The 13,077-nt window shown below is 41.5% G+C and carries 11 protein-coding genes and 1 tRNA gene; 11 read left to right on the top strand and 1 reads right to left on the bottom strand.

All coding sequences use genetic code 11. The features are described from left to right. Positions 1-87: 87 nt before the first annotated feature. From glgA to AB5754_RS09955, 5 genes are all read left to right on the top strand, one after another. Complete coding sequence (gene glgA / locus AB5754_RS09975; RefSeq protein ID WP_368251995.1) at positions 88-1,524, top strand: glycogen synthase GlgA; 1,437 nt, start codon at positions 88-90, stop codon at positions 1,522-1,524. 138 nt (positions 1,525-1,662) lie between these two features. Then, a complete protein-coding gene (locus tag AB5754_RS09970; RefSeq protein WP_368252009.1) occupies positions 1,663-4,080 on the top strand; it encodes a glycogen/starch/alpha-glucan phosphorylase in 2,418 nt (805 codons plus the stop codon). Between the two features lie 4 nt (positions 4,081-4,084). Next, positions 4,085-5,905: a glycoside hydrolase family 13 protein gene (locus tag AB5754_RS09965; RefSeq protein ID WP_368251997.1), complete on the top strand. Its 1,821-nt coding sequence runs from the start codon at positions 4,085-4,087 to the stop codon at positions 5,903-5,905. Positions 5,906-5,976: 71 nt separating this feature from the next. After that, positions 5,977-6,753, top strand: coding sequence for a hypothetical protein (locus AB5754_RS09960; RefSeq protein ID WP_368251999.1), 777 nt, complete (start codon positions 5,977-5,979; stop codon positions 6,751-6,753). Between the two features lie 5 nt (positions 6,754-6,758). Beyond that, the gene (locus AB5754_RS09955) at positions 6,759-6,944 is read left to right on the top strand and encodes a hypothetical protein (RefSeq protein WP_311833328.1); all 186 of its coding nucleotides are present in this window, start codon (positions 6,759-6,761) and stop codon (positions 6,942-6,944) included. Positions 6,945-7,063: 119 nt separating this feature from the next. Here the strand turns inward: AB5754_RS09955 and AB5754_RS09950 are convergent, their stop codons facing one another. Beyond that, positions 7,064-7,231: a hypothetical protein gene (locus tag AB5754_RS09950; RefSeq protein ID WP_311833329.1), complete on the bottom strand. Its 168-nt coding sequence runs from the start codon at positions 7,229-7,231 to the stop codon at positions 7,064-7,066. 71 nt (positions 7,232-7,302) lie between these two features. Here AB5754_RS09950 and AB5754_RS09945 point away from each other — a divergent pair. The 6 genes from AB5754_RS09945 (at position 7,303) to AB5754_RS09920 (ending at position 13,008) form a co-directional block, all read left to right on the top strand. After that, positions 7,303-7,385 (top strand) — tRNA-Leu (locus AB5754_RS09945). A 374-nt stretch (positions 7,386-7,759) separates the two neighbouring features. Further along, positions 7,760-8,125 (top strand): YxeA family protein, encoded by a 366-nt coding sequence (locus AB5754_RS09940; protein ID WP_368252000.1) that lies wholly within the window; start codon positions 7,760-7,762, stop codon positions 8,123-8,125. Between the two features lie 5 nt (positions 8,126-8,130). Beyond that, positions 8,131-8,895 carry an ABC transporter ATP-binding protein gene (locus tag AB5754_RS09935; protein WP_311833331.1) on the top strand — a complete coding sequence of 255 codons (765 nt, stop codon included), beginning with the start codon at positions 8,131-8,133 and terminating at the stop codon, positions 8,893-8,895. A 1-nt stretch (position 8,896) separates the two neighbouring features. After that, positions 8,897-10,696 carry an FtsX-like permease family protein gene (locus tag AB5754_RS09930; RefSeq protein ID WP_368252001.1) on the top strand — a complete coding sequence of 600 codons (1,800 nt, stop codon included), beginning with the start codon at positions 8,897-8,899 and terminating at the stop codon, positions 10,694-10,696. 74 nt (positions 10,697-10,770) lie between these two features. Then, a complete protein-coding gene (locus AB5754_RS09925; protein WP_311833333.1) occupies positions 10,771-11,988 on the top strand; it encodes a pyridoxal phosphate-dependent aminotransferase in 1,218 nt (405 codons plus the stop codon). Between the two features lie 111 nt (positions 11,989-12,099). Next, positions 12,100-13,008: a helix-turn-helix domain-containing protein gene (locus tag AB5754_RS09920; protein WP_368252002.1), complete on the top strand. Its 909-nt coding sequence runs from the start codon at positions 12,100-12,102 to the stop codon at positions 13,006-13,008. The last annotated feature ends 69 nt before the right edge of the window (positions 13,009-13,077 follow it).

The raw sequence follows: 13,077 nt of genomic DNA, 5'->3' as shown, positions 1-13,077 counted from the left end.
GCGTCAAAGTGATTGGGACCCCAACAAATCCGGTGGTTTTGAGAAAAGATAGCTATGTGATTACCGATATTTATGGAGGAGAGTAATTTGAAAATTCTCTTTGCAGCAGCAGAATGTGCACCTTTCTTTAAAACTGGTGGCCTAGGCGATGTGGCCGCGGCTTTACCGAAAGAACTAGTAAAAAAAGGGTTAGATTGTCGGGTAGTCTTGCCTTTTCATCATAAAATGCCCTTAGAACTACGCCAACAGTGTGAAGACTTGTTTAATTTCACTGTTTCTGTAGGTTGGCGCAACCAATACTGTGGTGTGAAACGCTTAGTAATGGGGGCGGTGACTTATTATTTTATCGACAATGAATACTACTTTACCAGAGATGGTCTCTATGGTTATGAAGACGATGGGGAACGTTTTGCTTTCTTCCAATTAGCCATTATGGAAATGATGCAGCGGGTGCGTTTTATTCCCGATGTGCTTCATGCCAACGACTACCATACCGCAATGTTACCTTTTTTAGTAAAGGAAAAGTATAATTGGGTGAAGGCTTATCATGACATTAAAACCATTTTGACCATTCACAATATTGAATTTCAAGGCTGGTATGATGGGGGCAAGCTAGCCGATTGGTTTGGTGTGGGGATGGAACGGTATGAAGACGGTACTTTGCGCATGAACAATTGCTTGAACTACATGAAAGCTGGCATTTTATACGCTGATCGGGTGAATACAGTGAGTCCTTCTTATGCAAGGGAAATCCAAACGGTGGAATTTGGTTCTGGCTTAGATGTGATCTTGCGCATGGAATCGGGCAAGCTTTCTGGGATTGTAAATGGGATTGATTACGAGCAGAACAATCCTGAAACGGACCCATTAATCGACTATCATTTTTCAACGGCTGATTTTAGTGGCAAAGCAGCCAACAAAGCCCAATTGCAAAAAGAGATGGGCCTTCCAGTTCGAAAAGATGTGCCTCTTTTAGCGGTAGTCAGTCGTTTAACGCGACAAAAAGGCTTCCATTTATTGTTAGCTGAATTGCCAAGTTTATTGCAACAAGATATGCAGTTGGTGTTGTTGGGAACGGGAGATTATGACTTTGAGCAGGCTTTTGCCGGTTATGCACAAGCGTATCCTGATAAGGTTGTAGCTAACATTACCTTTGATGTAGCCTTAGCCCAAAAGATGTATGCAGCAGCAGATATCTTTTTAATGCCTTCTGCTTTTGAACCTTGTGGCTTGTCGCAAATGATGGCTATGCGCTACGGAACACTACCGGTAGTTCATGAAATTGGTGGCTTAAAAGATACGGTAACGCCTTTTAATCCGGTGACAGGCAAAGGGACAGGCTTTGGCTTTGAAGATTTCAGTGGTTATCAGTTTATGAAAGCCATGGAAAAAGCCATCATCATGTATCATGAAAACCCAATTGTCTGGCAAAAGGTAATGACTCAAGCCATGGAAGAAGATTTCAGTTGGGAAACCGCATGTAATGCGTATCTAGCACTTTATGAAGAAGTAGTCACAAATTAGCATCGGGGCTGCGTGTAAAACCCCAGTAGTTTGGTGTTTGCTTTGGTCATTTTGACGGGAGCAAAGGAGGCACCACGCAAAATCTGCTGGGATTTTGACGTAGCTCTTTTTGAATATAAGGGAGAGTTGTTTATGACAATGTCAAAAGAATCGTTTAAAAAGGAAATGCAGCAGCGGTTAAAAGAAAAATATGCGATGGAAATTGAAGATGCTTCACCTCAAGAGCTCTATAACGTACTAGGAAGCGTGGCCAAAGCCTATTATTCTGATGCTTGGAGTAATACTTGGAAAGATTATTTGGAAGTGGGGCAAAAGCAGGCTTATTATTTTTCCATTGAGTTTTTACCAGGAAAAATGTTAAAGAGTAATTTACTAAATATGGGGATTTTAGACTTGGTGGCAGAAGGTCTAGTGGAATTGGGGACTTCTCTAGATGAATTAGCCCAAGTGGAACAGGATATGGCCTTAGGAAATGGCGGCTTAGGACGTTTGGCCTCTTGTTTTATGGATTCGATTGCTTCTTGTGGCTTGCCTGGTAACGGCAACGGAATTCGCTACGACTATGGCTTGTTTAAACAGCGCTTTGTGGATGGTTATCAAGTAGAACTACCGGATGAGTGGTTGCGCAACGGCAATACTTGGGAAGTGCGCAAAGAATCAAAAGCGGTGGATGTTTTATTTGGCGGGCATGTTTACATGGCAGAAGATGCTAACGGAAATTTACAGCCGATTTATGAAGGGGCTCGTAGGTTGCGGGCAATCCCTTATGATACAGCGGTTTTAGGCTATCAAAATCATTTGGTCAATACATTACGGTTGTGGAGTGTGGAGATTCCTTGTGATGAAGAAGACCATTATCGCAGCATTGAAGACCGTCGCGCCTTTGAGGATTTAACGGCTGTTTTGTATCCGGATGATTCCAATGAACGGGGACGTCAAACCCGCCTGTGGCAAGAATATTTCTTTGTGTCCGCCGGGGTGCAAAGTATTGTGCGCTATTATTTGCGATTAAAAAAACCACTGGAAGTAATCAATGAGTATGTGGCGATTCACATTAATGATACCCATCCTGCCTTGTGTATTCCGGAAATGATGCGCATTTTAATGGACGAGCATGGAATGGCTTGGGAGCAGGCTTTTAACGTTACAGTAAAAGTGATGAGTTATACGAATCACACCATTATGGCTGAAGCCTTGGAAAAATGGCCGGTAGCATTGATGAAAGCCAATCTGCCTCGGATGTATCAAATCATTGAAGAAATCGATCGTCGCTTTGTCGCGGAAATGAATCTATGTCATCCCGAAAATCCCGCTTTAGTCCAACGAACTCGAATTATTCAAAATGGTCAAGTTCACATGGCCCATTTAGCTATTATTTGCAGCCACAGTACCAACGGCGTGGCGAAACTACATTCTGATTTGTTAAAAGAAGTGGTACTCCATGATTTTTATCAGCTGTATCCAGAACGCTTTAATAACAAAACCAATGGGATTGCTCAGCGCCGTTGGTTACAGTTGGCCAATCCAACCTTAGCCAAACTTTTAGATGAAACCATTGGAATTTCTTGGCGGAAAACACCGGGAGATTTGAAGCTCTTGCAAAATTATCGGGAAGATGATGCTGTTTTAGAAAAACTGGCTGCTTCTAAAATGGTGAACAAAAAGCGGCTGGCTCAATACATTGAGAAAACTACAGGCATTGAAGTCTCAGAAAAAGCGATTTTTGATGTGCAGATCAAGCGTCTCCACGCTTATAAACGGCAATTGCTAAACCTTCTGCATATTTTAAAACTGTACTTTGATTTAAAAGACGATCCATCAAACAAACAAGCATCCCGGGTCTTTATTTTCGGTGCGAAGGCCGCTCCAAGCTATACTTACGCTAAATCCATCATTAAAGCCATCAATGAGACAGCGAACTTGGTGAACAATGATCCGGATATCAATGATCGTATTAAGATTGTCTTTTTGGAAAACTATAATGTGAATTTGGCGGAGCTGATCATTCCTGCCGCTGACGTAAGTGAACAGATTTCACTGGCCTCTAAAGAAGCTTCAGGGACGAGTAATATGAAATTGATGCTAAACGGTGCCATTACCCTGGCTACATTAGACGGTGCCAATGTGGAAATTCGCGATGCCGTAGGAGAAGACAATGTGGTGATCTTCGGTATGACCGAAGAAGAAGTCTATCAATACTACGAACGAAAAGACTATGTGGCTAAAAATTATTATGATCAGTCCCCCGTCTTGCAACGAGTGGTCAATGCTTTTGTGGATGGTACGATTCCAAATATTTATTTTGAAGGTCAGGAAATTTTTGATTCTTTATTAAAACACAACGATGAATACTTTGTGCTCCGGGATTTTGCGGCTTATGTGGAGGCTCAAGAAAAGATCGATCAGTTATACAAGGATACAAAAGTTTGGCAACAAATGAGTTTAATGAACATTGCCAACGGGGGACGTTTTTCTGCCGATGATACGGTGATGCGTTACGCAGAAGACATTTGGCACATTGAACCGGTGGAATTGTATTCCAAAAAGAAGGGGTAGTTTTATGGGAAACATTTATTATAACCCTTGGGATGAAGCCTATAAATCGCCTTTTGGTGCGATTCAAGAAGGGGAATCGGTACGCTTTTCTTTTCAAGGAGAAGACAGTGGCATTGACCGGGTTTACTTGGTGATGATACCAGAAGGTCATGAGCCTTATCGAGTGAAGATGGAAGCAAAAGTGCCGGGGTATTTTCAGACTGAGTTTACGTTTAAAGACGGTAAAGGACTGTATTTTTACCACTTTGAGCTGGAATATCTTTCTGCTAATCACCAACGTTTTGTGCGTTTTTATGGTTGGAGTGGGAACAATGGTCATGGAAAAGTCGCTGATCATCTGGTGGACTGTATGAACTATCAAGTGACTTGTTTTCAAAAAGCGGAGACACCTCCTGCTTGGTATCGAGAGGCGATTTTTTACCAGATTTTCCCGGATCGTTTTTACAACGGCAATGCCAATGGACAAGTCAATTCTCCTAAGCCCAATACCTTCTTATATGGGAATTACGCTGATGAGCCGATGTACATTAAAGATGGGCAAGGGGAGATTGTTCGCTGGGATTTTTACGGGGGTAATTTTTCCGGGATTAAAGCCAAAGTAGCTTATTTAAAAGAGCTGGGGGTCAATGCTTTATATTTAAACCCCATTTTTGAAGCCCGCAGTAACCACCGCTATGATACCGCAGATTATTTAAAAGTGGATCCGATTTTAGGCACGGAAGCGGAATTTAAAGACTTATTAGACTACCTCCATGAAGAAGGCTTTCGGGTGGTATTAGACGGGGTTTTCAGTCACGTGGGCCGCCATAGTCGCTATTTTAACTATGACGGCGCTTATGGAGCAGAAGTAGGGGCCTATCAAAACATTAAAAGTCCTTATTTTTCCTGGTTTACTTTTTTGAATTATCCCAATGAATACCGTTCCTGGTGGGGTGTTAAAGATTTACCGGAAGTAGACAAAGACAATGAAGACTTTCAGCGTTTTATCTATGGACCTACGGGAGTCTTAAGCAAGTGGAACCAACTAGGCTTGGACGGTTGGCGTTTAGATGTAGCAGATGAATTGCCAGATCCATTTATTGCGGGAATTCGCGAAAACTTAGAACGCTTTTCTGATAAGGTTTTATTAGGAGAAGTTTGGGAAGACGCTTCAAATAAGGTGGCCTATGGGGTGCGACGACAGTATATTTTAGGAAATCACTTACATGGGGTGATGAATTATCCTTTACGGAGTGCCACCATTGACTTTTTAATGGAGAATTGCACGCCAGAAGAAGTGGCGTTGACCTTTACTCGCTTACAGGAAAATTATCCTCGGGAAGTCTTTTACAATAGTTTTAACAATATCGGTACCCATGACACAGAACGAATTTTGTCTCAGTTAGAAGGCAATCATCAAAAACTTTCTTTAGCTTTTGCATTGTTGTTTTTGTTTCCAGGCGTGCCTTGCATTTATTACGGGGACGAAGCGGGACTAACGGGGGGCAAAGATCCGGACAATCGCAAGTTTTTCCCTTGGGACTCAATAGATGAGACTTGCTATCAGGAGTGTCGCAAGTGGCTGAGTTTACGAAAACAAAATGAACTTTTGCAATCAGGAGAATTTGGCCTATTGTACAGCGAGCGACTGTTGGGGGTTTTGCGCTATGATCAAGCCCGTTTTATCTTAACCATTTTAAACCCTTTAGAAGTAGAAGTGATTGTAGCGGTGAATAATTTTGCCACTTTTCGAAAACTCCCATTGTCTTCTGAACGCTTAGAAGAACTTTTGGAAGGAAAACGAATTGCAGGTTATGGTTCGTTTGTGGTGGAAGGAAGCTTGTAAAGAGGCAAAGTTCTCTTGTCCAGGGATTTTGTGGTAGAATAAGGCAAACCCAGAAACAAAGGATGATACCTATGAACAACTATAATGAGATTAAGCGTAAAAATTATCGCTTTCCGGCTTACGATGATCAAGAAGGCGTCAAAATTCAGCGAGAAGGCAAGCGCAATTTGTTTGCCAATGATCGCAGTTGGCTGACCCCTAATAAAACCGCTGATTATAAAGCGGCTACCAGTCGCCAATCAGTAGACAAAACCCAACCAGCTGGGGCGAAAATCCAGCCTGTTACTAAAGAGGAAGAAGAACGAACATTACGCCGTTCTCGCAAAGAAACATTGGATAAACAAGGTTTGACGATTCGCCAACAAACGGAGCTAAAAAAACACCGGGACAATTTGCCAGATTATAGTAAGAAAATCGCCCCAGAAACCGACGCTGTGGGACGGACATCGCTGTTTGGCAAAGAACCCCGCACGTCTTCTTTGCGGAATACCTCTGCACAAAATACGGAAAGCACGATTAAACGGGAATATTCCGGGCGTTCGTATTTTGTGCCCAAATACATTCCAGCTTCAGTTTTACCTGACGAAGAGACTGGGGAGAAAATTGGCAAAGAAGAACTGCTTGCTTCTTTGAAAAAGCCTCAAGACAGTTATTTGATGTTCGATCAAGAACCAGCTGCCTTCCAAGAAAAACGCAATGAAGAGCCTAGTGTGAAAAAATTTCCCACTGAAGAAATCAATGAGGAGCCTGTTAAACGTAAAAGCATTTTAGAACGGGGCTTGCAAGGTTTGATTCAAGATGAAGCCCTCAGTGCAAAAAACAAAGGCTACTTTAATAAGAAGGGATAAGGTTCATGGAAGATTATGCCAAACAATTGGATCAGTTGAAGTCTGGGGAATTAGCAAAAATTGAAGTGAGTCTGGCGGAGTTTATGGATTTTCGCAGTGTTTGGTTACAGCGAGAAGACCGGAAATACTTTGTGGGAGAAGCCCATCATGACGGCGGTGTCACTTATCGCTATGATCCCACGGTCTTATAATAATAGACCAGATAGGAAGAGGGAAGGGGAAAATCAATAAAGGTTGATTTCCCCCTTTTTTTATCTTTTGTTTGCAGATTTCTTTGGAAGAAGGACATGGCGCTAGTGAGAGTTGTCTGTTACTTTTTGCGCCACATTAGGAGTAGATTGCCCAGCCAGTCCAAAGCGATGCCAATGACAATGCCGATGATAAACCCGAAGACTAGATTGTCTTTGACTAAACCGATGCAAATGCCAATTAAAAGTCCTAAAGCGGTGAATTCTCCATCGAAATGATCTTTTTCCATAATAACTCCTTTTTTAGAAAGGTTATTGACAAATAAGAGCAGGATTGGTACGATTTAATCGTTGCCAATACGCGGAAGTGGCGGAATGGCAGACGCGCAACGTTGAGGTCGTTGTGAGCAATAGCTCGTGTGGGTTCGACTCCCATCTTCCGCATCATATTCAATCATACTTAGAAGTCCAAAATCATCTTTGATTTTGGGCTTTTTTGTGCAACAAACTAGCGTTGCTATGTCTTATTGTATCGTTGTTTTTAACGGAATAAAAGAAAAAGCAGTACTCACTCGGATACTTTGTTTCAACCACCGTCACAATTACGGAGAGCTGTTAAAAGTAAAGAAAAGGTAAACGAAAAAGAAGAGAGGGCTCTTTTGTAACGCTTTAGGATTCTTGATTTAGCAGGCTTTTCTTTCAAAAATCGGCTGGATTAGCTTAAGTGACAAAAATGAAAGGGAAATGTCAGCCAAGTCTCTCGGTATTAATTCTTTCTTAGGCTAGAATACAGTCATGAAAGAAAGCGAGGGATTTCCATGAAAAAATTTATTTTGACTATTCTCGGTATCGCAGTGGTACTGGTTGGTGGACTTTGGGTAGCCCAAGAATGGATTATGGGAGGCCATCAATATTATGTGCAAATTACAACAGAAGGCCAAAGACAAGATGAAAAAGATGATGTGGGGAATGCTGTGATTACTTACCACTATGAACTTCCTGGTTATGATGAGGACGGCAAGAGCAAGACTATGGATTTTAATTCCTTTGAAGCCCGGCCATTGAAAGAAGAAGCTTATTTAAAAGTGACGTGGAATAAAAACAAAGGCGTCACAAGTTGGGAAGAAGTTACCAAAAATGAAGTGCCAAAAAAGGCCATGAGTAAATTGAATCAGGAAGGATGAACGCAATGCAACCCGTTATTCAAGTAAAAAATGTAAAGAAAAGTTATGGAAAAAGCAGTGAAAAAAGAACTGAGGCATTAAAAGGAATCAACTTTGAGGTAGCCCCAGGGGAATTTGTGGGAATTATGGGAGCTTCGGGTTCAGGGAAATCCACCTTGTTAAACCTGTTGTCCACCATTGATCAACCAACTTCTGGAGAGATTTTAATCAACGGTGGGGATGTGACCAAGTTAAAAGGAGATGCCTTAGCGGACTATCGCAGTCAAGAAATTGGCTTTATCTTCCAAGAGTTTAATCTTTTAGAAAACTTAACGGCCCACGAAAATATCGCTGTACCTTTGTCTTTACAAGGAGTGAAGCCTAAAGAAATCCGGCGCAAAATCGCAGAAGTTGCCAAACGTCTGTCCATTGAAGAAATATTAAACAAATATCCCACTGCGCTATCTGGTGGGCAAAAGCAACGGGTAGCCGCTGCCAGAGCGCTAGTCAGCAAGCCTGCGATTTTATTTGGGGATGAACCCACAGGAGCTTTAGATTCCAATAGTGCCAAAGATTTATTGAATTTATTGCGGGAATTAAATCAAGAAGCCTTGTCGATTTTATTGGTGACTCACGATCCTTTGTCCGCAAGTTACTGTCAACGAATCCTCTTTATTAAAGACGGGTTGATTCATCAAGAATTATATCGTGGTGATCAAACACAAGAAGCCTTTTATCGGCAGATTTTAGCCCATTTAGGTAATTTGGAACAGGCGGAGGGCGATTTATAAGATGTTAGTCAAATTATCAATTTCCGGGATTAAAGCACGTTTACAGGATTATTTGGTCTTGTTTTCTGGGCTAGTGGTGACAGCTGGTATCTTTTATATGTTTGAAGCGTTAGCCAGCAACAAAGCCTTTTTAGAAAGTAACTCCACCATTTCTTCGGTGGTGGTCATCTTTCAAATCGGCTCGGTTTTATTAGGGATTATCACCTTTGTCTATCTCTTATATGCCAATTCTTTTTTGTTAAACATGCGCCAAAAAGAGTATGGCATGTTTATGATGCTAGGTGCGAAAGTCAAAAAAATCGCACAATTGATTTTTATTGAGACATTTTTAGTCGGGGTAGTTGCCACCGCGTTAGGCTCTGCTTTGGGAATTTTATTAGCGAAAGTGGTAAATGCACTTTTGGTGAGTCAACTAGATTTAAGCATTCAGCATTTTCAAGCCTTTAATCAAAAAGCCTTGTTGATTACTTTGATTTTCTTCAGTGCTTTGTTTTTATTGGCTGCCATTGTAAATGCTACGAAAATTAGTCAAAAGACGATTCTCAGTCTTTTAAAAGACGCTAGCACGCCGGCGCCAAATCCGCGGAAAATGCCGGGACTGATTCTCGAATCAATTTTTGGGGTGGCCTTACTAGCAGCCGGTTATTATTTCATGAGTGACTTGGTTCGCTTCCAATTAATCGGTATTATAATGGCTTTAATCACCATTGTCTTAGGGACTTACTTTGTCTTTCACGGCTTAGTGTTGCTGTTTTTGCAAACATTAAAACAAAAAGACAGCGTGATTTATCATGGCTTACAAAATTTCACATTGTCTCAATTAACCTTCCGTTTAAAAGACTATACGAAAATTTTATCCCTCGTAGCCATGCTGTTTGCCTTAGCGCTAGGAGCCTTGACGGTGGGAATCGGTTTTAAAAATGATATTGTAAAAATGACCAAACAGAGCACTGCCTATGATTTGATTTTAAACAACAGCCAATTAATCGAGAAAAAACAACTAGCTGATTTAGACATTACCAAAGAAGTGGTTTATCGCCAAAAAGAAGACGATCAAGGCATTTACTATGTGGCAACAGACTTTGACAAAACGCCTTTACAAGCCCCTGACTACAGTCAAAAAAATCCTAAAGGCTATGTGAGCTATTCAGGGGAAACCTTAATGGCTGATCTAACTGCTCAAGATGATTTGCGAAGATTGGAAACTTTCGATCAGCAAGGAAAAGAAATTCACTTTTTAAGTGAAGCTGATTTTGCGGCATTAGGAGTACCAGAACAGCAGTTAAGTTTGATTCGAGTAAAAGACTTTGAAAAACAACTACCTGAATTGAAAAAATTAGTCAAAGTAAACAAAGCCAATAATCCTAGCATTACCCAAGAGCAAGACTACCAACAACGGGCTACTATGTACGAGTTGTTCAATGGTCTGTATTCAGGCTTTGAATTTATGGGCTTTTTCTTAGGAATTGCCTTTTTGACGATGTTAGCTAGCTGTTTGATGTTTAAGATTTTATCTGGTGCGAACAGTGATATTCGCCGTTATGACATGCTTCAAAAAATCGGCACTCGAAAAAAACTTTTAAAAGGTTCTTTGAAAAAAGAAATCGCACTGTTGTTTTTAGCTCCCGGCATCTTAGGGACGATTCATGTGCTCTTTGGCTTGCGAATGTTTGACACCTTGTTGCAAAATCCTTATGCCTCCATTGGGGTACCTTTTGGTTTGTTTGGTGTGATTTATTTTGGCTACTATCTGTTGACGGTAAAACTTTATGAAAGAATTGTATTGCCTTCAAAGGAATAGGATTTCTTATTGCAATTTTGCCCTGCCTCCATTAAAGTTGAAAGTAAGAATTTTCTAAAAAAGGAGTGGGCGCCATGAAGCAATTCGAGAAATCCCAAAAGTTAGAAGGGGTTAGCTATGATGTGCGGGGACCGGTTTTAGAAGAAGCTGAACGCATGCAAGCAGAAGGCATTAGTATTTTGAAGTTGAACACCGGCAATCCCGCCCCCTTTGGCTTTGAAGCTCCCAATGAAATTATTCGGGATTTGATTTTAAATGTCCGGGACTCTGAAGGCTATTCTGAATCAAAAGGCATTTTTGCCGCTAGAAAAGCCATTCAACAAGATTGTCAGCTAAAAGGTTTCCCTAACGTGGAGATTAACGATATTTATACCGGGAATGGGGTCAGTGAATTGATCACCATGTCCATGCAAGGTTTGTGTAACAATGGGGATGAAGTATTGGTTCCCATGCCGGACTATCCATTGTGGACCGCTTCTGTTTCGCTAGCTGGGGGCAAACCGGTGCACTACATCTGTGACGAGGCGAGTGAATGGTATCCAGATCTAGAGGATATGCGCAAAAAAATCACCGATAAAACAAAAGCCATTGTGGTGATTAACCCCAATAATCCTACGGGGGCGTTGTATCCGAAAGAAATTTTAGAAGGAATTGTGGACTTAGCCCGGGAGTTTGATCTTTTATTATTCTCCGATGAAATCTATGATCGTTTGGTAATGGACGGCTTAACCCATGTTCCATTGGCAACTTTAGCTCCAGATCGAATGGTGGTGACTTTAAATGGTCTGTCCAAATCTCATCGAGTGGCAGGGTTTCGAGTGGGGTGGATGATTCTTTCCGGTGACAAAACAGGTGCCAAAGACTATATCGAAGGCTTGAATATGTTGTCTTCAATGCGACTGTGTTCCAATGTCTTGAGCCAGCAGATTATCCAAACCGCATTGGGAGGCTATCAAAGTGTAGATGAGCTCTTATTGCCTGGGGGACGCATTTATGAACAGCGGGAATACATTTACCAAGCAATCAATGCCATTCCCGGACTTTCTGCGGTAAAACCGAAAGCGGCTTTTTATATTTTTCCTAAAATCGATACGAAACGTTTTCAGATTGTCAACGATGAACAGTTTGTCTTAGATTTCTTACATGAACACCATATTCTCCTCGTTCATGGCGGGGGCTTTAATTGGCAACAACCGGATCATTTCCGCATCGTCTACTTGCCAAAACTAGATGATTTGAAAGCTACGACCGGAGCCATGCGGGAGTTTTTGGCGGGGTATCGGCAAAAGTAACAAAAAGCTTCGTCTATGGGCGGAGCTTTTTCTTGTCAAAATGTGAGAAGACAAGAAAGAGTTGTACTAGAAGCTTATCACTGTACAGTTACAAAAAACGGAGATGAGAAGATGAACGAAAAACCTGAGTGGTTGAAAAAAATTACCAATTTACCAGAGATAAATCAAACAATAAAGTTTTTCGGTGGCCATCAGCAACGAGTTTCTGCAGGATGGAAGGCGGAGCGGGAGACTCATTTTGCCTTTGAAATTATGATTATCTTAGAGGGCGTGCAACATTCTGATTTCACGAGTTTTGCCTTTGACTATCCGGCGGGGTCAATCCTTCTGATTCCCCCAGGTCTGTCTCACGAAAATTCTTGTGGATCAAAAGAGGGGATGCGCTATTTTTGCGTGCATTTTGACATTGATGATCCGGAAATCCAGCAAAACCTTTTGATGTATTGTCCGTTGCTTTTGCAAGCAGACAATGAAGGCTACGATGAAATTCGCCAAGTGTTGTTAGCCTATGTGGCACTTTTGGACAAAGATACCTTTACTTTGCGGGAACGTTTGTTAGTGGAACGGCTGTTGATTGACTTATTGATTGGGTTATTGGATTATGCCCAGAACGCTCAAAAAAGGATGGAGTCTTCTGATAGCTCAACATTGGTTTTAGGCAAGGCGATTGCAGATACTATTCAAACCAATTTTCGCACTTTTACTCAGTATCCTCAGGAAGAAAACCGAGAACTCTTGACGATGAAAAACGTGGCAGATGGGTTGAGTATTAGTGAAAGCACGATGCTTAAAGTCTTTAAAAAGGTTTTCTTTCATAGTCCCAAACAATATTTGGACGAACTGCGCTTTAACGAAGCCAAGTTCTTGTTGCATCAGCCAAAACTTGCTGTTGGGGAGATTGCAGAAGTGATTGGCTATCAAAATGCTTCTCATTTCTCCCGCCAGTTTAAACGCTGGAGTGGATTGTCGCCCAATGAATATCGGGAAATGAATCGAACACAATCAGAGCAACCTCATTAAGGGGTTGCTCTTTTTTACGGATAATGGTAAGAAATAGCCGTTTTATGATATATAACTGTCGTTTGAAAT

The sequence above is a fragment of the Enterococcus sp. 2201sp1_2201st1_C11_2201SCRN_220225 genome (assembly GCF_040925905.1).
In the GTDB taxonomy this organism is placed as follows: Bacteria; Bacillota; Bacilli; order Lactobacillales; family Enterococcaceae; genus Enterococcus_C; species Enterococcus_C asini_A.
Note: the sequence above shows the minus strand (reverse complement) of the source record. Positions and strands in the feature narration are given on the sequence as shown.

Coding starts and splice junctions, on each gene's coding strand:
- AB5754_RS09925 (WP_311833333.1), top strand. CDS start 10,771: ATGAAGCAATTCGAGAAATCCCAAAAGTTAGAAGGGGTTAGCTATGAT.
- AB5754_RS09950 (WP_311833329.1), bottom strand. CDS start 7,231: ATGGAAAAAGATCATTTCGATGGAGAATTCACCGCTTTAGGACTTTTA.
- AB5754_RS09930 (WP_368252001.1), top strand. CDS start 8,897: ATGTTAGTCAAATTATCAATTTCCGGGATTAAAGCACGTTTACAGGAT.
- AB5754_RS09935 (WP_311833331.1), top strand. CDS start 8,131: ATGCAACCCGTTATTCAAGTAAAAAATGTAAAGAAAAGTTATGGAAAA.
- AB5754_RS09940 (WP_368252000.1), top strand. CDS start 7,760: ATGAAAAAATTTATTTTGACTATTCTCGGTATCGCAGTGGTACTGGTT.
- AB5754_RS09970 (WP_368252009.1), top strand. CDS start 1,663: ATGTCAAAAGAATCGTTTAAAAAGGAAATGCAGCAGCGGTTAAAAGAA.
- AB5754_RS09955 (WP_311833328.1), top strand. CDS start 6,759: ATGGAAGATTATGCCAAACAATTGGATCAGTTGAAGTCTGGGGAATTA.
- AB5754_RS09965 (WP_368251997.1), top strand. CDS start 4,085: ATGGGAAACATTTATTATAACCCTTGGGATGAAGCCTATAAATCGCCT.
- AB5754_RS09920 (WP_368252002.1), top strand. CDS start 12,100: ATGAACGAAAAACCTGAGTGGTTGAAAAAAATTACCAATTTACCAGAG.
- AB5754_RS09960 (WP_368251999.1), top strand. CDS start 5,977: ATGAACAACTATAATGAGATTAAGCGTAAAAATTATCGCTTTCCGGCT.